Origin of the sequence: Homoserinimonas aerilata, from assembly GCF_006716125.1 — a bacterium.
Lineage (GTDB): Bacteria > Actinomycetota > Actinomycetes > Actinomycetales > Microbacteriaceae > Homoserinimonas > Homoserinimonas aerilata.
Map to the genome: position 1 here is coordinate 783,936 of NZ_VFOM01000001.1, position 17,240 is coordinate 801,175.

The following is a 17,240-nucleotide window of genomic DNA, read 5'->3' on the forward strand; positions in this document are numbered from 1 at the left end:
TACCGACCCTCATCCTTCGGCTTCGACGTCGACGGGGTCCTTGTCGGGTCGCCAGCCGCGCCAACTCGGCTGGCGAAGTCGTCTCGTCGGGGTCCACTCGGCGAACTCGACCTCGCCGACGAGCGAGGGTGTCACCCAATGGGCGTCGCGGGCGTCGGATGCCGGTACGTCGTTGAGCGCCGGCGTCTTGCGTTCGATTCGGCGCAGCCGCACGAGCGTCTCGTCGAGCTGTTTTTCGCTGAAGCCGGTGCCCACACGGCCGACGTAGCGCAGGCTCTCTCCGTCGGGCACCCCCAGCAGGAGGGAACCGATCCTTCCCGATCGTGAACCAGCTCCGGGCAGCCAACCGACGACGATGACCTCCTGGCTGCGGTGGTGCTTCAGTTTCACCCAGCCGCTCGATCGCCGCCCGGGCTGATAGCGTCCGTCTCGGCGTTTGGCCATGACACCCTCGAGGCCGAGTTCGAGGCTGCTCGCCATCGCCGTGTCGAGGTCCCCCGGGAACGCGGGCGGTACCGCGATCGGCCCCTTCTCTCGTACGAGGTTCTCGAGGATCTCGCGACGGTGGTCGTAGTCGTTCTTCATGACGCTCTCGCCGGCGACCTGTAGAACGTCGAACGCCATGAACTGTACGGGGGCGGATGTCATCGCCTTCTCGACATCCGCCTTACGCGTGAGCTTCATGCGGGTCTGCAGCAGGCCGAAGTCGGGGCGTCCGCGGCGGTTCAGGGCGACGATCTCGCCGTCGATGATCGCATCAGCGTCGACGGCGGATGTGAGGACGGCGAGCTCGGGGTAGCTCACCGTGAGGTCGTTGCCGTTGCGGCTGATCAGCCGCGCGACATTCCCCTCGACGACGGCGATGGCACGGATGCCGTCCCACTTCATCTCGAACGCCCACTCCTCGGCATCCGCTTCGCGAATGCGTATGAGATCGCCGGGTCCTCCCAGGGTAGCGAGCATGGCTGCGGGGGACCTCCACGAACCCTTCGCATGGGGTTTGGTCTTCTTCGCCGGTGTCTTCTTGCCGGTGGTTTCGGCGTCTGTGCCGTTTTCTGCGGGCTGTGCCTTCATGAGGTGGATGAGCCAGTTGTTCGCGGCTCGGCCGTCGCCGCCGGTATGGATGAGCGCGTATCGGTTCGTGCCGTGCTTCTCACCGTGGAGGGTCGCGATGATTTCTTCGTCGTCGCGCCATTTCTCGAGCTCGTAGCTTCCGGCGTCCCAGATGGTCACATCACCCGCACCGTATTCGCCTTCGGGAATGCTGCCCTCGAACGCGCCGTACTCGAGCGGATGGTCCTCGGTCTGCACCGCAAGATGGTTCGATTTCGTATCGGTTGGAACGCCCGTGGGGAGGGCCCAGCTCACGAGGACGCCCTCGTGCTCGAGCCTGAAGTCCCAGTGCAACCGGCTCGCATGGTGCTCCTGGATCACGAACGTGGGATCCGCCGAAAACGCAGGAGAATTGCCCGATTTCGCGCGTTTCGTGCCCTTTGCGGCCGTTTCACCCATCGGTTCCTTCGTTTTCGACGCGTCGCGCTTGCTGCGATAGATGGCCAGGCGGCGCTCCGTCTCTTCGGTCGCGTCGAAGCCGTCCATCCGCTCGCTCGTCGGCTCGAGCGACTGCAGATGGCCGGCCGTGAGCCCTGCGAGGGGGTCTCCGCGCCGTTTCACTCGCGCGAGCACCTCGGTGTAGTCGAGCTGCCGAAGGTCGGCGGATGCCAGTTCCCGCCAGGTGCGCGGCGCTGCCACCATGGGATGCAGCCGTCCTCGCAGCGAGTACGGCGCGACTGTTGTCTTCGAGGCGCTGTTCTGGCTCCAGTCGACGAGCACACGTCCCGTCCGCAGGGATTTCTTCATGTCGCTGACGACGAGGTCGGGATGGTCGGCCTCGAGGGCGCGCGCGAGTTCGTGGGCGACCGCGCTGACGTCATCCGATGTCTGCTTGCCGTCGAGGGCGGCATACAGGTGGATTCCCTTGCTGCCGCTCGTCACCGGCAGCGGATCGAGTCCCATGCCCTGGAGGATGCTTCGGGCCAGGCGTGCCACCTCCGCGCACTCCTGCAGTCCGACGCCGTCGCCCGGGTCGAGGTCGAGCACGAGCCTGTCGGGGTTCTTCTGCACGCCGGTTCGGCCGAACTGCCACTGCGGCACATGGATCTCGAGCGCCGAGATCTGGCCCAGCCACGTGAGCGTCGCCAGATCGTTCACGAGTGGATAGGAGTTGACATGGTCCTTGTGCTGGATGTCGCGACGCTTCACCCACTTCGGCGTCGACTCGTCGAGATTCTTCTGGAAGAACAGTTGCCCGGGTTTCTCTGCCGTGCCGACTCCGTTCACCCAGCGCTTGCGCGTCGCCGGTCGGTTCGCCATGTGGGGGATCATCACATCAGCTATCCGGGCGAGATAGTCGAGCACGTCGGCCTTGGTCGTACCGGTCTCGGGGTAGATGACCTTGTCGAGGTGTGTGAGCTTCAGCCTGTGACCGTCGATCGTGACCGTCTGGCTGCCGTCGGCCCGCTGTGCTGTCGCCATGCCCCCATACTGCGCCGCCTTCTTGCGCTTCGGAGGGATTCACATCACAAGCGGAGTTATGCGAGCATGGCGGCGTCGTAGAGCGCGTATGCGCTGAGGAGTGAAAGCGCGACGATCGCGGCCGTACCGAGCGACAGCATCCGTGACATCCATCCGCGCCCGATGAGCGCGGCGATCAGCAGCCCGAGGGTCAACTCCAGCCACCATTGCGGCCCCGACACGTCGACGACGGCAATGCCGTACAGGCCCTCTCCGGTGATGACGCCACCGAGCACCCCGGCTGCGAATGTGCGGTACTGCCACCGATCGGAGTCGACGACGGATGCGGCGAGGCCGAACAGCGCGCCGGCCACGACCCCGACGACGAGGTAGAGGGTGACCTCTCTCGGCGACGCGGCATCGAGGGCACCGAACGTCCCGGTCATCCCCAGCAGCGACGCCATCCCCGTGACGTTCGGTGACCTCTCTCGGCGACGCGGCATCGAGGGCACCGAACGTCCCGGTCATCCCCAGCAGCGACGCCATCCCCGTGACGAGTGCGAGCAGGCCATGCGCCCGCTGCAGTAGCACGGCGGCTGCGGCGACGAGTCCCCAGAGCGCGCTCGTGTTGGCGAGCGTGTTCCACGGTTGTGGCAGCGCACCGTGCAACCACCAGGCCGCCGCGCCGAGCAGCGCACCGCCGAACAGCCCGATGGCGACCGTGCCAGCCGGGGTGTGTGGCCGATCGGTGACGAAGAATCCGCGCCGCTGTCGTGCCGTGCTGCTCTCATGGCTCATACGCCACGGTAACGTGTCGCCCCACCTCCACGTTCTCTCCGAAAGCTGCTCATGCGGATGATTCGGGCCCAGAATGGCTGCCATGAGAGCCATCTGGAAGGGTGCCATCGCGTTCGGCCTTGTCAACGTTCCGGTCAAGGTCTACAGCGCGACCGAAGACCACGACATCTCGCTGCACCAGGTGCACGACAAGGATGGCGGGCGCATCCGCTATCAACGCCGCTGTGAGATCTGTGGCAAGGCGATCGACTATGACGACATCGACAAGGCCTATGACGATGGCGAGCGGACCGTGGTGCTCACGGAAGACGATCTGAGCTCGCTGCCGGAGGAGAAGAGCCGTGAGATTGACGTGGTCGAGTTCGTACCGTCAGACCAACTCGACCCGATCATGTTCGAGCGCAGCTACTTTCTCGAACCGGACTCGAAGTCGACGAAGGCGTATGTGCTGCTGCGTCGCACCCTCGAGAAGACCGATCGCACGGCGATAGTGCATTTCGCGTTGCGTCAGAAGACGCGCCTCGGCGCGCTGAGGGTGCGTGGTGATGTGCTGATGCTGCAGTCGCTGCTCTGGGACGACGAGGTACGGGATGCGGCGTTCCCCTCCCTCGACGAGCGCGTGCGGATATCGGCGAAGGAGCTCGAGATGTCTGCCGAACTCGTCGAGTCGTTCGAGAACGACTTCGATCCGAGCCGTTTCAGCGACGACTATCAGGAGCAGCTTCGCGAGTTGATCGAGGCGAAGCTGAAGAAGGGCGAGGCCCTCGACACGGATGCGACGTTCGGGGAAGAGGGCGAGGACGACACCGATGGAGAGGTACTCGACCTCATGGAAGCCCTGCGGAGGAGCGTCGAGAAGAGCCGCGGCAAGAAGGCACCGGCCGCGAAGACACGCAAGAAGCCTGCCACCAGCGGCAGTTCGAAGGGCACACGCAAGAAATCGGCGTGACACGGCGCGCCGCGAGCAGGCCGCTGGAGTTGTCGAGCGTGGCTTCCTAGAGTTGGGGTGATGGCAACCCACGATCATGCGCACGGCCCCTCGCGCGGGCACGACCACGTCGGAACGGCGAATCGCCGCCGACTGGTGATCGCGATCGCCATAATCGGCACGGTCTTCGTCGTGCAGGCCGTCGGCGCCATCCTTTCTGGTTCCCTCGCGCTGCTCGCCGATGCCGGGCACATGCTCTCGGATGTTGCGGCGCTCGTCATCGCCCTCGTCGCAACCGTCATCGCCGCACGGCCGCCCAGCGACCGGCAGACGTTCGGTCACCGGCGGGTGGAGGTGTTCGCGGCATTCATCAACGCGGCGATCCTCGTCGGGGTCGTCGTGTACGTCGTCGTGGAGGCCTTCTCGCGCCTGCTCCAGCCGGGCGAACAGCATGTTGAAGGACTGCTGATGCTCGTCGTCGCCGTGATCGGAGCGCTCGCGAACCTCGCCGCGCTGCTGGTGCTGCGCGGCGGGGCGAACTCCACGATCAACATGCGCGGCGCCTACCTCGAGGTGCTGGGCGACCTCTTCGGCTCAGTCGCCGTCATCATCGCGGCCATCGTGATCATGACCACGGGCTTCCTTGCAGCGGATGCGATCGCCTCGCTGGCCATCGCCATCCTGATCCTGCCGCGCGCGTACAGCCTGCTCCGCGAGGTGGTGCTGGTGCTCAGCCAGGCGACGCCGCGCGGAACCGATGTGGCGCTCATCCGGGAGCATGTGCTGTCGCGGCCCGGCGTCGTCGACGTGCACGACGTGCACGTCTGGATGCTGACACCGGGGCAGAACGTGTTCTCGGCGCATGTCGTGGTGGAGGCATCCGTCTTCGCGAAGGGGGAGACCGGCGCGCTGCTCGACGCGCTCGGCGAATGCCTCAGCGAACATTTCGACGTGGAGCATTCGACGTTCCAGCTGGAACCGGCCGAGCATGCGGCGCACGAGCCGCTGCAGCACCCATAGCCGCCGTCGGCGAATGTCGCCGTCTGCGAATGTCGCCGTCTGCAAATGTGAAAGGGCCCCCGCCAATCGGCGGGGGCCCTTGTCTTCAGGGGGGACTACTTCTGCAGCACGACCTGCAGGTCGAGCGAGATGGTGACGTCGTCGCCGAGGGTCACGCCGCCGGCCTCGAGGGCCGCATTCCAGCTGACGCCGAAGTCGTGGCGGTTGATCTTGGTGGTGGCGCTTGCGGCCGCCTTGGTCTGGCCGTAGCCGTCGGTGATGACGCCGCCGAACTCGCCCTTGAGGGTGATCGGCTTGGTGACGCCGCGCAGCGTGAGTTCACCTTCGAGGGTGAAGTCGTCTCCGTTGGCGATGAGCCCGTGCGAGCGGAACGTCGCCGTGGGGAACTCGTCGATCTTGAAGAAGTCGCCTGTGCGCAGGTGGTTGTCGCGGTCGGCCAGGTTGGTGTTGACGGATGCGAGGTCGATTGTGGCCTCGATCGTGCTGTCGGCCGGGTTCTCAGCGGTGACGATCGTGGCGTCGACGATGTCGAAGGTGCCACGGACCTTGCTGATCATGAGGTGCTTGACGCTGAACGACACCGTGGAGTGCGCCGGGTCGAGCTTCCAGGTGCCGGCGATGTACTGGGGGTGGGTTTCAGTGGTGATGGTCATGACTCCATGCAACCGCATGCAAATGGGAGATATTCCTGATCTTGCGCAAAATTTCCTGAATGTTTGTTTTCGCGCCGCTGACGGTGTTCTCAGCTTGCGCGGAGCTTCCTCGGGTTTACTGAAATGTCGGTTCGCGGATGCCCCGGCTTCCCTCAGGCCCAGATGGCCGAGCGAAGTGCTCCGCGCAGAAACCACACCCCCCCCCATTGATGACCAGCGCGCCATGTCGTGACATCAGGCATGAGCGAGTGCATCCCGAAGTATGCCCGGCAGCGGCCCGACCGCAGCCACAGGGCAAAGATAAAGGAAAGCCCGCGTGCCCCCAATCGTTACATCCCCACGCCTTGGCGTGCCCCAGAATGCTGTGCACCAGAATCGTGGCGATACGCTGCCGAGCCTCCCACCCGCCCTGCAGCGCAGGATCGGCTATGTGCACGGCGTCAAGCGACTCAGGCCCCGTTTCGCGCTCGTGACGGGCGCATTCGTTCTCGCGACCGGGCTGGGAGCGGCGCTGCCCGCCGCAGCGCAGACGATCGAGGGGGTCGTGGGCGAACCGCAGGTGCCGTCGCAGTCGCTCGTCATCGCATCCGTGCCCGATATTGCACCGCTCGCACCCGACAGCTACACGGCAACGCTGCTGCCCACCCTCGTGTACCCGGTTGCCCCCGGCATCGGGATCGCCAGCGGCTACGGGCCGCGCTCATGCTCCGGATGCCACTCCACATTCCATGAGGGAATAGACATATTCCCCGGGGCCGGAACGCCGATCCAGTCGATCGCCGCCGGCACGGTGCGCGAGGCCTCCACGAGCGGAGACTTCGGCGTGCACCTCGTGATCGACCATGTGATCGACGGGCAGCTCGTCACCGCCGTCTACGCGCATCTGCAGGCCGGCTCGATGAATCTGAGCGCCGGCCAGCAGCTCGAGGCTGGCCAGGTGATCGGCGCCGTCGGTGCGACAGGAAACGCGCAGGGGGCACACCTGCATTTCGAGCTGCACCCCGGCGGGGGAGCCTCGGTCAACCCCTATGCGTGGATCGCTGCCCGAATCGGGTAGTCGGGAGCGCTCTGCCAGTAGATTGAGGCCATGACACCAAACCCTTCGGTTTCAATCGTCATCCCCGCCTACAACGAAGAGGCCAGCATTCGGGCCTGTGTCACCGCGGCGCTCCTGCAGACGCGCCCCGCCCTCGAAGTCATCGTCGTCGACAACAGGTCGACGGATCGCACGGCCGAGATCGTGCGCGAACTCCAGAAGGAGTTCGACGGCAGCTCACTCATCTATCTTCAGCAGGATGCGACGCAGGGGCTCGTGCCCACCCGCAACTTCGGCATCGACAGCGCCCGCGGTGACGTCATCGGCCGCATCGACGCCGACTCCGTCGTCGAACCGAACTGGGTCGACGAGGTGCAGAAGGCGTTCCAGGATGAGGGTGTGTCGGCCGCGACGGGCCCCGTGCTCTACTACGACATGCCGATGAAGAGATTCGGCCTCAAAGCTGACGACAGCGTGCGGCGGCTCATGCTGCGCATCCTCGGCGATTACCGCTTTCTGTTCGGCAGCAACATGGCCATCCGCCGGGAGGCATGGCAGCAGATCCGTCACGAGGCCTGCATCGACGAGGCCGACGTGATGCACGAGGACATCGACCTCTCGCTGCACCTGCGGGCGCACGAACTGACCATCGCCTACGTGCCGACGATGGTCAGTGGGATGTCTGCCCGCCGTCTCGAGGACTCGCCCAGTGACTTTCACTACTACGCGCACCGCTTCGACCGCACCTTCACCCGACACGGCCTCAGCAACCCGGTGCTGCGCGCGCCCATGTGGGTGTTCCTGGCGATCTACCCCTTCGCCAAGACGTTGCGAACGGTCGACCAGAGGGCGCGTGCGCTCGTCGCTCGCACGCCGGCGCTCGACTGACACATGACCATCAGACGGTGCCGAGGGATGTCGGTGGCGCCGACTAGCCTGAACTGATGGGCAAGCAGGATGGCAGTGCGCGGCAGGTCAGCGCCGACACCGTCGACAGCTGGAGTGCGCCCATCCTGCACGTCGACCTCGATGCCTTCTTCGCCTCCGTCGAGCTGCTGGAGCGGCCGGAGCTCGTCGACAGGCCCGTCGTCATTGCGCACAACTCGGCCCGCTCGGTTGTGAGCGCCGCCAACTATCCTGCCCGCAAGTTCGGGGTGCGTTCGGCGATGCCGCTCGCGCAGGCCCTGCGACGCTGCCCGCACGCGGTCGTTCTGGAGCCGCATTTCGAGAAGTACCGCCACTTCTCGAGCATCGTCATGGATGTCTTCGACCAGATGACGCCATCCGTGGAACGGCTCGGCATCGATGAGGCCTTCCTCGACGTCTCCGGCGCGGGCAAGGTGCTTGGCTCGCCCGCCGACATCGCGCGGCTCATCCGCGCCAGGGTGAGGGAGGAGACAGGGCTGGCCTGCTCTGTGGGCGCCGCAGCCACCAAGTTCGTCGCCAAGCTCGCATCCGGTCGGGCCAAGCCTGATGGCGTGCTCGTGATCCCGGCCGAGCAGACGCTCTCCTTTCTGCACCCGCTGCCCGTCTCCGCCCTGTGGGGCGTCGGGGCGGCGACGGAGCAGGCGCTCACCCGCAGGGCGCTGCACACGATCGGCGACATCGCCGTGACCCCACTCGACTCGCTGCAGCGCGGGCTCGGTGATGCGCTCGGGCTGAGGCTCTACGAGCTGTCGCGCGGCATCGACCCGCGCGCCGTCACCCCCGGCCGCGAGGAGAAGAGCATCAGCCACGAGGTGACATTCGAGACGGATGTCGTCGACGACGCCATTCTGCACCGCGAACTCCTGCGCCTGTCGAACCGGGTGGCCGTGCGCCTGCGCTCCGCTGGGCTCACCGGCGGCACCATCGCGCTCAAGCTCCGCTACGCCGACTTCACCACCCTCAGCCGCTCGCGCAAACTGGCAGAACCGACCGATCTCGGCCGGGCCATCTACGCGGAGGCGCGATCCAGTCTCGAGGCGCTGGGGGAGCATCCGCCCGTGCGTCTCATCGGTGTGCGCGCCGAGCAGCTCGCCCCCGCGGGCGGCGAGGCGCTCGCGCTGTGGGATGAGCACGACGGATGGCGCGAGGCCGAGCGCACGATCGACGGCGTCGCCCAGAAGTTCGGTCGTGACACGCTGCGCCCCGCCTCGCTGTTCAGCAAGGCACCGCCCGAGCGGCCCGCCTGAGCGAAGGCGTCAGCCCCAGCCGAGCTCGTGCAGTTGCGCGTCGTCGATGCCGTAGAAGTGGGCGATCTCGTGCACGAGTGTCACGTGGATCTCCTCCTTCAGCTGGTCGATGTCAGCGCAGATGGCGAGCAGCGGCTCCCGAAAGAGGATGATGCGATCGGGCAGTTCGCCGAAGCCGTACTGGCCGCGATCGGTGAGCGCGACGCCCTCGTACAGCCCCAGCAGATCGAGTGAGCCGTCTTCGGGGCGGTCCTCGGTGACGAACACCACATTGTCGAGGCCGTCGACCATGTCGTCGGGCAGCAGGTCGAGCTCGTCGACGACGAGTCGCTCGAACTCCTCCGCGCTCAGCTCAAGCATCGACGCCGCCCGCAGGCGAGTCGAGGGCCTCCACGAGCGAATTCTGAATGAAGCCGAGCCAGTCGTAGACATCGCGCATCATCGGGTCGACGTCACGTCCCGCATCGTCGTCCTCCGTGTCGATGCCGAGGCGGGTGGCCACGATGAGGCGCACATCGGTGAGCACGCGAAGCCACGCGCCGGCCTCCTGCGCATCGAGCCGCACCTCACCAGAGTCGGATGCCGCCTCCAATGTTCGCAACACGGTGCGCGCGTTGTCGGACTTGCGCTGCAGCAGCCCCGCCGCGGTCAGCCTGCGGAACTCCGCCGAGCCCTCCGCGTCATCCGGGTAGGCATCCGGCAGAAGCCTGAGCAGCGCCGGATCGGATGCGACATCGCCGCCCTCCATCACCAGGCCGCCCACCTGCGTGACCAGGCTCTCCAGAAGCGCCCGCTCATCTGCATCCGCCACCGCCACCATGGTGCCGTCGTCGGCGCGCTCGAATCGTCTCACTTTCGCACCTCAGCCATCGACCCTGCTGAGTGTCGCCCACAGACCGAAATCATGCATCGCCTCAACGTGGCGCTCCATCTGCTCACGGCCGCCCGTCGCCACGACCGCCTTGCCCTCGAGGTGAACCTGCAGCATCAGCCGTTCCGCCTCCGCCGGCGCGTAGCCGAAGTAACTGCGGAAGACGTAGGAGACGTACGACATGAGGTTGACGGGGTCGTTCCAGACGAGCGCCGCCCACGGGGACTCGGGGGTCGTCACCGTTTCCGTGTCGTGGCGTTCAAGCGTCTGGGGCATGCAACCAGCCTGTCACAGTGCCGCAGGCGCAGAAAACAGAATCGGCCCGGGCTGGCACACATGCCAACCCGGGCCGATCGGGATGTCCTGAGACATCACATTGGGGTGAACGACGGGACTCGAACCCGCGACATCCGGCACCACAAGCCAGCGCTCTACCAACTGAGCTACGCCCACCATGTCTCCCCGCACGCAAGGTGCGGAGCCACCAGAGGAGTCTATTACAGACGGGAGCTGAATTCCTCCACCACAGACGACGACACCCGCACGAGCTCCTCCGTGGTCGGGCCCGGCTCGGAGACGAACACCGCGCGCCGGTAATACCCGAGCTCGCGGATCGACTCCAAGATGTCGGCGAGGGCCCTGTGGCCGCCGTTCTTGGCCGGCGCATTGAAGTACACGCGCGGGAACCAGTGGCGTGCGAGCTCCTTGATCGACGACACGTCAACGCTGCGGTAGTGCAGGTGCGCATCCACCCGCGGCATGTACTTGGCGATGAAAGCGCGGTCGGTGCCGATGGTGTTGCCGGCGAGAGGGGCAACCCCCGCGGTCGGCACATGCTCGAGGATGTACTCGTTGACCGCGAACTCGGCATCCGCCAGGCTGACCCCGTTCGGGATCTCCTCCAGCAGCCCCGACTCGGTGTGCATGTTGCGCACGAAGTCGCCCATGTTGTCGAGCGCCGACTGGTCTGGCTTGATGACGATCGAGAAGCCCGGATGGATCAGCCTCAGCTCATAGTCGGTGATGACGACCGCCACCTCGACGAGCTCATCGTTGACGAGATCGAGCCCCGTCATTTCGCAGTCGATCCAAACGAGACGATCCGTGCTACCAGCCATCCCCTCAGCCTACAGTCGGGCGGCGACACGAGCCGCCGCGCGTGGCTGTGCGCAGCACACGAATGCGGCGAGCTTCTCGCAGCAGCGCCCCCGAGGTGGTAGAACAAGACCATGAGTGAAGCCAAGCCGAAGCTCGCCAAAGGCGACGAATACATCGTGATCTACTCCGGCGGACCCAGCGACGGGCAGACCGACCGCAGGATCAGCACAGACGGCAGCTGGGACGACGAGCTGACCGTGCTCGCGGCCGAGGCCGGCAACGAGACACTCATCAACTACGACGCCGCCAGCTGGCGTGAAGTGGGCGGCGTCTACCATGTCACCTACAGCTACGACGCCAAGGACAGCGAAGCAGTCGAAGATCCCGAAGACCGCGACTGAAACGACGCACCGGCAGCAGGAGAGCGGATGCCCCGGGCACACGTGACCTCGCATCGGGAATCCCTGCGGCCCCTGCGTCGTTGCACCCCAACGTGCAACTGATCCTCTTCTCCTCCGCCTTCTGCGACCCGTGCATCCACACGAGGGCGGTGCTCGATGAGGCATCCAAGCTGGTGCCCGCCGCGAAGATCGCCGACCTCGACGTCGCCCAGAACTCAGCGGAGGCAGAACGTGCCGGCATCCGGGTGACGCCGACCATCGTCGTGCTCGACGGCAACGACGAAGAGGTGTTCCGAGCAGAAGGCGTGCCCACCCTCAACCAGGTGCTCACCGCGCTCGCGCAGGCCATCTGACGCCACGAAAGCGACACGGCAGCTGCTGTATCGTTGAAGCGCCCCACGCCTCCGTAGCTCAGGGGATAGAGCAGGAGCCTTCTAATCTCTTGGTCGCAGGTTCGAATCCTGCCGGGGGCACTTTGGAGAAGATCTCGCGGTGCTTCTCATCTCTTGGTCGCAGGTTCGAATCCTGCCGGGGGCACATCTTGTTCCTGACCCGACGGCTGTACTTTGTCGCGACGGCTGTGGAAAATTTCGCCGCCGTCGCGACAAAACACAGCCGTACTAAGCGGAGAGTGCTTATTGCAGCTGCGGATCAGTAGGCGTCGTCGGGGTTGATGCGCTTGCGCACCGTCTCCGCCGACACGGGGCCGGGAGCCGTGAACGAGGTGTCATCCGGGTTGGAGGGCACGTCGACACTGTGCGTCGCGGGAGCAGCCGGCTCGGGCGTCGACGCCGGGGGAGTGGCAACAGGCGACGCCGCTGACGTGCGCGATGCGCCCCAGCTGAAGGGCTTGCGTGGCTCCGCAGCAGGCGTGGACGACTCCGCGGTGGCGACAGCTGCAGGGCGCTCGAAGCCTGCCTGAGCGGCGCTGCCGGATGACGCGGCAGGCGTCACCGCAGGTGACACCGCGGGGGGAGCGACGGCGGGCGTCGTCGAAGGCGAGGCAGGGCTGACGGCAATCGGGCCGGTCTCGTTGACCTGACGGCGAGCCCACTCCTGCTGCTTCGTGACGAGATCCTGATCGACGAGTGTCGACTCGTACGCCCACGTGTCCAGATCGCCCTTGAAGAGCTTCTTCGCGCGGCTCGGCTTCGCCTGCCACTCCACCAGCCGGTCGCGGAACTCGATCAGCGACTGATCGGCCTGAAAGCTGAAGTTGACGGAGTTCTTCTTCATCTGCGCGATCTCATGCGCGGCCCAGTCCGCCGCAAGCGCGGTGCCCGGGATGGGGAGCAGACGGATGCGCGTGTCCGCTTCGTGCACGAGATGCTCGGCATGCTGCTGCTCCGGCACCGAAAGCGTGTTCCACTTGGAGGCACGCCGTGCTGCGCTGATCAGCGCGGTCACGGTGGCGATGCGACGCTCGCGATCGGTCAGCGAGATCACCCGTCGGGTGCTCGCGCGCCCGATCAGGGCTGCGACGAGGCCGGCGACGACGATCGCGACGAACGGAATGATCGCCGTCGAGACGATCTGCCAACCCTCATCGGAGTTGAACCAGGTTACGAAATCATTCCACCACTGCATGGGGTGATGTTATCCCCGTATGGGGTACATATCGGTGGCGTCGGCGCGTGTCGCTCAACTGGGTGGCGCTCATGTTGTGGCGCCCGCAGAAGCCCGGCTCAGCCCATGGTGAAGCACTCGAGCGCCTCGTCCATGCGCCAGAACTCACCGATGACAACAAAGCGACGCAGGCGCGCGCTGATGCGCTTGGCCCTGAACCTCTCGCCATCCGCAGCCTGCACCGCGTCGACGTAACCGAGCACCTCACCGTCGGGCCGCGTCACGCGCCACATGCCCGAGGCAAGGGGTACAAGCACGATGCCGGAGGTGCTGCTGTGCGCGGCGGATGCGGTGCCGGGGGCGAAGTCGAGCGTGATCATCGGTTTCTCCTGAAATACGGTGGCTTCTCCGGCCGGCCCCGGACTTGTCACTGTGACGATAGGCGCGACCACCGACATCCGATGCCCTGATGGTGCGGAACAGCTGACAGCGCGACCCGGGCGGACTCAGCTGAGCGCGGCATCCGGGTCGTCGATGAGGGCCAGGTCGGCATCCACGACCTTGTCGACGCGTGCCGTCTGGGCGAGCACGATGCCCACGAGAACGACGCCGGCGCCGAGCATCTGCACGGCATCCAGACCCTCACCCAGCCACAGCCAGGCGAACAGGAACGCGAAGATCACTTCGGCCGTCGCCACGACGCCGGCGGCCGTCGCACTGAGATATCTGAGCGCAAGCAGCGACAGGAAGAACGGCGCGAACGACCCGAGCAGAATGTTCCACAGCAGCGGAACCCACAGCGGCACCACCGCGTCGGCCAGATTGCCGCCCAACGACACGGCCTCGCCGAACATGCCGGGGTCGAGCGTCCACCATCCGCTGAACAGCAGCCAGAACACGGTCGCCGCCGACATCGCCCAGAAGGCGACCGCCATGGGCGATGTCTTGCCGACCTCCCGCTCGCCGCCCAAGAAGTAGATGGTCAGCGCGACCGCCGCGCCGAACGCCATCGCAACCCCGAACGGGTCGAGCTCGTTCGCCCAGATGCGGGCCACGACGGCGAGGCCCACCAGAACGCATCCGATCGCCACCCACAGCCGGGCCCGCACCTTCTCCTTGAAGAAGAAGAACGCGACGACGGCGACCATGAGCACGGCCGTGTACTCGATCAGGAGGGTTATACCCACGGGCAGCCGGCTGAGCGCGACCGCGTAGAAGTACTGCAGGAGGGCCACCCCGGTCACGCCGAGAAGCGAGAGGATGGCGAGCTGCCGCAGGCTCACCCTGAACGCGTCACGGTTCATCACCAGCAGGATGCCTCCGGCGATCACAGCGGTTCCGGCCACCCTGAACAGGGTCAGTTGGGCGGGGTCGAGCCCCGCATCGACGACGACCTTGGTGACGCTCCCGTTGACCCCGAACAGCACCGCCGCGAGCAGCGCGTAGACGTAGCCCAAGGGGGTATCAGGCCCTTGCGGTGCCGTCGACGGCGAGCGGCTCGATCGCGGCCAGTTCGTCGTCGGTGAGGGCGGGGGCGGATGCTGCGGCGAAGCTGTTCTCCAGCTGGGCGACGCTGCTCGCCCCGATGAGGGCCGAGGTCACCTGCGGCTGGCGCAGCACCCAGCTGAGCGCGAGCTGCGCGATGCTCTGGCCGCGGCCGGCTGCGATCTCGCCCAGGCCTCTGACCCGCTGCAGGTAGGTCTCGTCGATGTTGCTCTCGCTGATCCAGCGACCCTCAGCGGCGCGGGAGTCGCTCGGGATGCCCTTCAGGTAGCGGTCGGTGAGCATGCCCTGCGCGAGCGGGGAGAACACGATGCTGCCCATGCCGAGTTCGTCGAGCACCGGGAACAGGCCGTTCTCGATGTGGCGGTCGAACATGTTGTACCGCGGCTGGTGGATCACCAGGGGAACCTTGTGCTCGGCGATGGCGGCATGGGCCGCCCGCGTCTGCTCGGGGCTGTAGTTGGAGATGCCGGCATAGAGTGCACGGCCGGAGGTGACGGCGGTCGCCAGAGCGCCCATGGTCTCCTCGATGGGGGTGTCGGGGTCGGGGCGGTGCGAGTAGAAGATGTCGACGTAGTCGAGGCCGAGGCGTCCGAGGCTCTGGTCGAGGGAGGCGAGCAGGTTCTTGCGCGAACCCCATTCCCCGTACGGGCCCTGCCACATGTGGTAGCCGGCCTTCGACGAGATGATCAGTTCGTCGCGGTACGGCAGCAGGTCTTCGTGCAGGATGCGCCCGAAGTTGCTCTCGGCGGAGCCTCCGGGAGGGCCATAGTTGTTGGCCAGGTCGAAGTGGGTGATGCCGAGGTCGAAGGCGCGGCGGATGATGGCCCGCTGCGTGTCGATCGGGCGGTCGTTTCCGAAGTTGTTCCACAGCCCGAGCGAGATCGTCGGGAGTTTGAGACCGCTGCGGCCCACCCTCGCGTACTCGGTGGAGTCATAACGGTCGGATGCGGGGGCGTAGTCGCTGGGAACAGTCACCAGACCAGCCTAGGGCCGCAGGGCACCGAATGTGGCTGTCGCATCCGCGGTTCTGATGCCGTTGTCGAGGCCGGTCGCCTCGTAATGTGCCGACAAGCCCTCGACCCTGTCGGTGCACCGGCATAGGGTCGGATCAGTACGCAGTTCGTCTCGATTCGAGAAGGAGATCATCATGGGTGATGTGACTCTGACAGGCAAGACCTGGGTGGCGTTCGGCGAGGCCGGTGCTGTCGGAACGGTGCATTCCGTCGAGGGCGGTTACACCTACAAGCTGCTCGACGACAGCGAGTACAGGGGAGTGTTCCCCGCGCTCGATGTGGCGAAGAGCGCCCTGCACGCCAGCCTGCTGCCGGGCACGCCATGGCCGGAGTTCAAGGAACACTGAGCTCGGCCTCTTCTCCTCAACCGGCGGTCGCTGCGAGCGGTTGTCCCCTGATCGCCCGACGGCCCGCCACAGCGGTCATCGGCTGAGCAGACTGGCGTCATGACTGACACCATCACACTCACAGGCCTCGTCGCCACGGACCCCAAACACCTGACGACAGGCGAAGGACTCTCCATCACGAGCTTCAGGCTCGCGTCGACCCAACGACGCTACGACCGCTCCAAGCAGTCGTGGGTCGACGGCGACACCAACTGGTACACGGTGACCGCGTTCCGGCGCCTCGCCACCAACGTCTCCGTCTCGCTGGTCAAGGGCCAGCGGGTGCTCATCTCCGGACGGATGCGCGTGCGCGAGTGGGCGGACGGCCAGCGCAAGGGCATCTCCGTCGAGGTCGAGGCCGAGTCGATCGGCCACGACCTCCTCTGGGGCACGTCCTCGTTCACCCGCAGCATTGCGGCCTCGCGGGAGTCGGATGCCGAGGCGACGCAGTCACAGGGCGGCAGCGGTTCAGACGCCGACTCCGGCGGCTGGGCTGTTTCGGAGGTTGCGGATGCATCACAGCAGTCCCACACGACCGACGCTTCCGAGGCGCCCACTGCTCCCGAGCGGGCGGATGCCGAGCTCGCGGACGTGCCGTTCTGATCGAACGGGCGGCGCCCACCGCTGCGGCGGGCGCCGCCCCCTGTGCGCAACTCACCTAGAATCGTGACGCCAATCCGCAGCACGCTCCCGATGCTGCACCGCGCACGCGGGCCCCGGGCAGTTGAGAGGACATCGCTGTGCGGCAACGCCCCACCACGACACGGATGCGATTCGTGGCGACTGCCGCCGTGCTCCTCTGCGCAGGGCTGCTCGCAGGCTGCACCCCAGCAGCCGAGCCCGCCCCGACAGGCACACCGAAACCGTCGGCGTCGATCGAGGCGAGCGTGGCGCCACCACCTCCGGAGCTTGTCGTCGACGGGACCGCATCCGACAATCTGCCCTTCTTCGTCGCCACGGTCGACGAGCATCTCGACGCCGGCGGATCGGGTGACGGGCGCTCCTTCATCGACGCGCTCGTCGCGGCCGGCTTCGACAAGTCAGCGATGCAGGTGACCCCGGATGCGACGCCCACCGGCGGTGCCGTCGACTCGGTACTGTTCTCCGTGAGCTTCGGTGCCGACTGCATCATCGGCCAGTGGGGCCCCGGGGGCTTCTCCCACTCGGTCGCGCCCGCGCTCGGCACGGGCGCCTGCCTCGTCGGAACGACTCGCGCCATCGACTGGTAGTCGCGCCCGAATCATCACTTGCGGGGGAGTGGCTCGGCTGTCAGCGG

Annotated in this window: 21 protein-coding genes, 2 tRNA genes and 1 pseudogene; 11 read left to right on the plus strand and 13 right to left on the minus strand. The window is 66.3% G+C overall.

The features are described from left to right. Positions 1 to 9 precede the first annotated feature (9 nt). The 3 genes and pseudogenes from FB562_RS03690 to FB562_RS13955 form a co-directional block, all read right to left on the minus strand. Positions 10 to 2,535 carry an ATP-dependent DNA ligase gene (locus tag FB562_RS03690; RefSeq protein ID WP_141879910.1) on the minus strand — a complete coding sequence of 842 codons (2,526 nt, stop codon included), beginning with the start codon at positions 2,533 to 2,535 and terminating at the stop codon, positions 10 to 12. Between the two features lie 56 nt (positions 2,536 to 2,591). Then, positions 2,592 to 2,960, minus strand: coding sequence for a DUF6518 family protein (locus tag FB562_RS03695; RefSeq protein ID WP_141879911.1), 369 nt, complete (start codon positions 2,958 to 2,960; stop codon positions 2,592 to 2,594). A gap of 70 nt (positions 2,961 to 3,030) precedes the next feature. After that, positions 3,031 to 3,420 (minus strand): annotated as a pseudogene (locus FB562_RS13955) (DUF6518 family protein); the annotation flags it as partial. Here FB562_RS13955 and ku point away from each other — a divergent pair. Continuing rightward, on the plus strand, positions 3,395 to 4,261 hold the full coding sequence (ku, locus tag FB562_RS03700; protein ID WP_141879912.1) for a non-homologous end joining protein Ku: 867 nt from the start codon (positions 3,395 to 3,397) through the stop codon (positions 4,259 to 4,261). The pseudogene FB562_RS13955 and the gene ku sit on opposite strands and share 26 nt — an antisense overlap. 60 nt (positions 4,262 to 4,321) lie before the next feature. After that, the gene (locus FB562_RS03705) at positions 4,322 to 5,260 is read left to right on the plus strand and encodes a cation diffusion facilitator family transporter (protein WP_141879913.1); all 939 of its coding nucleotides are present in this window, start codon (positions 4,322 to 4,324) and stop codon (positions 5,258 to 5,260) included. Between the two features lie 95 nt (positions 5,261 to 5,355). Here FB562_RS03705 and FB562_RS03710 read toward each other — a convergent pair whose 3' ends face one another. After that, the gene (locus FB562_RS03710; protein ID WP_141879914.1) at positions 5,356 to 5,913 is read right to left on the minus strand and encodes a YceI family protein; all 558 of its coding nucleotides are present in this window, start codon (positions 5,911 to 5,913) and stop codon (positions 5,356 to 5,358) included. Between the two features lie 349 nt (positions 5,914 to 6,262). On the opposite strand from FB562_RS03710, the gene FB562_RS03715 reads away from it, so the two are divergent. The 3 genes from FB562_RS03715 to dinB are packed head-to-tail and all read left to right on the plus strand — an operon-like array spanning position 6,263 to position 9,123. After that, positions 6,263 to 6,970: a M23 family metallopeptidase gene (locus FB562_RS03715; RefSeq protein ID WP_221625358.1), complete on the plus strand. Its 708-nt coding sequence runs from the start codon at positions 6,263 to 6,265 to the stop codon at positions 6,968 to 6,970. Between the two features lie 30 nt (positions 6,971 to 7,000). Further along, positions 7,001 to 7,837, plus strand: coding sequence for a glycosyltransferase family 2 protein (locus FB562_RS03720; protein WP_141879916.1), 837 nt, complete (start codon positions 7,001 to 7,003; stop codon positions 7,835 to 7,837). A gap of 56 nt (positions 7,838 to 7,893) precedes the next feature. Further along, positions 7,894 to 9,123, plus strand: coding sequence for a DNA polymerase IV (gene dinB, locus FB562_RS03725; protein ID WP_141879917.1), 1,230 nt, complete (start codon positions 7,894 to 7,896; stop codon positions 9,121 to 9,123). A 9-nt stretch (positions 9,124 to 9,132) separates the two neighbouring features. Here dinB and FB562_RS03730 read toward each other — a convergent pair whose 3' ends face one another. The 5 genes from FB562_RS03730 to orn all read right to left on the minus strand — a co-directional run bounded on the left by FB562_RS03730 (position 9,133) and on the right by orn (position 11,112). After that, a complete protein-coding gene (locus FB562_RS03730) occupies positions 9,133 to 9,483 on the minus strand; it encodes a metallopeptidase family protein (protein ID WP_141879918.1) in 351 nt (116 codons plus the stop codon). Beyond that, positions 9,476 to 9,976, minus strand: a complete 501-nt coding sequence (locus FB562_RS03735) for a DUF2017 domain-containing protein (protein WP_141879919.1) — start codon at positions 9,974 to 9,976, stop codon at positions 9,476 to 9,478. Before FB562_RS03735 ends, FB562_RS03730 begins: the two co-directional genes overlap by 8 nt. Positions 9,977 to 9,985: 9 nt before the next feature. After that, complete coding sequence (gene clpS, locus FB562_RS03740; protein WP_141879920.1) at positions 9,986 to 10,270, minus strand: ATP-dependent Clp protease adapter ClpS; 285 nt, start codon at positions 10,268 to 10,270, stop codon at positions 9,986 to 9,988. A gap of 101 nt (positions 10,271 to 10,371) precedes the next feature. After that, positions 10,372 to 10,447, minus strand: a tRNA-His gene (locus FB562_RS03745). 44 nt (positions 10,448 to 10,491) lie between these two features. Then, entirely contained in the window at positions 10,492 to 11,112 is a 621-nt protein-coding gene (gene orn, locus FB562_RS03750; protein ID WP_141879921.1) for an oligoribonuclease, read from the minus strand. Between the two features lie 111 nt (positions 11,113 to 11,223). Here orn and FB562_RS03755 point away from each other — a divergent pair, with 111 nt between their 5' ends. The 3 genes from FB562_RS03755 to FB562_RS03765 all read left to right on the plus strand — a co-directional run bounded on the left by FB562_RS03755 (position 11,224) and on the right by FB562_RS03765 (position 11,966). After that, on the plus strand, positions 11,224 to 11,493 hold the full coding sequence (locus FB562_RS03755; protein WP_141879922.1) for an oligoribonuclease: 270 nt from the start codon (positions 11,224 to 11,226) through the stop codon (positions 11,491 to 11,493). Between the two features lie 92 nt (positions 11,494 to 11,585). Further along, a complete protein-coding gene (locus FB562_RS03760) occupies positions 11,586 to 11,846 on the plus strand; it encodes a thioredoxin family protein (protein WP_185740449.1) in 261 nt (86 codons plus the stop codon). A gap of 47 nt (positions 11,847 to 11,893) precedes the next feature. Beyond that, positions 11,894 to 11,966, plus strand: a tRNA-Arg gene (locus FB562_RS03765). Positions 11,967 to 12,144: 178 nt separating this feature from the next. On the opposite strand, the gene FB562_RS03770 is transcribed toward FB562_RS03765, so the two are convergent. The 4 genes from FB562_RS03770 to FB562_RS03785 all read right to left on the minus strand — a co-directional run bounded on the left by FB562_RS03770 (position 12,145) and on the right by FB562_RS03785 (position 15,540). Continuing rightward, the gene (locus FB562_RS03770) at positions 12,145 to 13,080 is read right to left on the minus strand and encodes a hypothetical protein (RefSeq protein WP_185740450.1); all 936 of its coding nucleotides are present in this window, start codon (positions 13,078 to 13,080) and stop codon (positions 12,145 to 12,147) included. A gap of 98 nt (positions 13,081 to 13,178) precedes the next feature. Further along, positions 13,179 to 13,439, minus strand: a complete 261-nt coding sequence (locus FB562_RS03775) for a hypothetical protein (RefSeq protein WP_141879923.1) — start codon at positions 13,437 to 13,439, stop codon at positions 13,179 to 13,181. Between the two features lie 126 nt (positions 13,440 to 13,565). Continuing rightward, positions 13,566 to 14,516 carry a DMT family transporter gene (locus tag FB562_RS03780; protein WP_141879924.1) on the minus strand — a complete coding sequence of 317 codons (951 nt, stop codon included), beginning with the start codon at positions 14,514 to 14,516 and terminating at the stop codon, positions 13,566 to 13,568. A gap of 7 nt (positions 14,517 to 14,523) precedes the next feature. After that, positions 14,524 to 15,540 (minus strand): aldo/keto reductase, encoded by a 1,017-nt coding sequence (locus FB562_RS03785; protein ID WP_141879925.1) that lies wholly within the window; start codon positions 15,538 to 15,540, stop codon positions 14,524 to 14,526. A gap of 172 nt (positions 15,541 to 15,712) precedes the next feature. On the opposite strand from FB562_RS03785, the gene FB562_RS03790 reads away from it, so the two are divergent. The 3 genes from FB562_RS03790 (at position 15,713) to FB562_RS03800 (ending at position 17,193) form a co-directional block, all read left to right on the plus strand. Continuing rightward, positions 15,713 to 15,925 (plus strand): methyltransferase, encoded by a 213-nt coding sequence (locus FB562_RS03790; RefSeq protein WP_141879926.1) that lies wholly within the window; start codon positions 15,713 to 15,715, stop codon positions 15,923 to 15,925. Positions 15,926 to 16,024: 99 nt separating this feature from the next. Continuing rightward, on the plus strand, positions 16,025 to 16,567 hold the full coding sequence (ssb, locus tag FB562_RS03795) for a single-stranded DNA-binding protein (protein WP_141879927.1): 543 nt from the start codon (positions 16,025 to 16,027) through the stop codon (positions 16,565 to 16,567). Between the two features lie 164 nt (positions 16,568 to 16,731). Beyond that, positions 16,732 to 17,193 (plus strand): DUF6993 domain-containing protein, encoded by a 462-nt coding sequence (locus FB562_RS03800; RefSeq protein ID WP_141881068.1) that lies wholly within the window; start codon positions 16,732 to 16,734, stop codon positions 17,191 to 17,193. Positions 17,194 to 17,240: the final 47 nt, after the last annotated feature.

Excerpts from the sequence above, each read along its gene's own strand:
- ku (WP_141879912.1), top strand. The coding sequence starts at position 3,395 with ATGAGAGCCATCTGGAAGGGTGCCATCGCGTTCGGCCTTGTCAACGTT.
- clpS (WP_141879920.1), bottom strand. The coding sequence starts at position 10,270 with ATGCCCCAGACGCTTGAACGCCACGACACGGAAACGGTGACGACCCCC.
- FB562_RS03775 (WP_141879923.1), bottom strand. The coding sequence starts at position 13,439 with ATGATCACGCTCGACTTCGCCCCCGGCACCGCATCCGCCGCGCACAGC.
- FB562_RS03800 (WP_141881068.1), top strand. The coding sequence starts at position 16,732 with ATGCGATTCGTGGCGACTGCCGCCGTGCTCCTCTGCGCAGGGCTGCTC.
- dinB (WP_141879917.1), top strand. The coding sequence starts at position 7,894 with ATGGGCAAGCAGGATGGCAGTGCGCGGCAGGTCAGCGCCGACACCGTC.
- FB562_RS03720 (WP_141879916.1), top strand. The coding sequence starts at position 7,001 with ATGACACCAAACCCTTCGGTTTCAATCGTCATCCCCGCCTACAACGAA.
- FB562_RS03730 (WP_141879918.1), bottom strand. The coding sequence starts at position 9,483 with ATGCTTGAGCTGAGCGCGGAGGAGTTCGAGCGACTCGTCGTCGACGAG.
- FB562_RS03695 (WP_141879911.1), bottom strand. The coding sequence starts at position 2,960 with ATGACCGGGACGTTCGGTGCCCTCGATGCCGCGTCGCCGAGAGAGGTC.
- orn (WP_141879921.1), bottom strand. The coding sequence starts at position 11,112 with ATGGCTGGTAGCACGGATCGTCTCGTTTGGATCGACTGCGAAATGACG.
- FB562_RS03770 (WP_185740450.1), bottom strand. The coding sequence starts at position 13,080 with ATGCAGTGGTGGAATGATTTCGTAACCTGGTTCAACTCCGATGAGGGT.
- ssb (WP_141879927.1), top strand. The coding sequence starts at position 16,025 with ATGACTGACACCATCACACTCACAGGCCTCGTCGCCACGGACCCCAAA.
- FB562_RS03790 (WP_141879926.1), top strand. The coding sequence starts at position 15,713 with ATGGGTGATGTGACTCTGACAGGCAAGACCTGGGTGGCGTTCGGCGAG.
- FB562_RS03710 (WP_141879914.1), bottom strand. The coding sequence starts at position 5,913 with ATGACCATCACCACTGAAACCCACCCCCAGTACATCGCCGGCACCTGG.
- FB562_RS03690 (WP_141879910.1), bottom strand. The coding sequence starts at position 2,535 with ATGGCGACAGCACAGCGGGCCGACGGCAGCCAGACGGTCACGATCGAC.
- FB562_RS03705 (WP_141879913.1), top strand. The coding sequence starts at position 4,322 with ATGGCAACCCACGATCATGCGCACGGCCCCTCGCGCGGGCACGACCAC.
- FB562_RS03755 (WP_141879922.1), top strand. The coding sequence starts at position 11,224 with ATGAGTGAAGCCAAGCCGAAGCTCGCCAAAGGCGACGAATACATCGTG.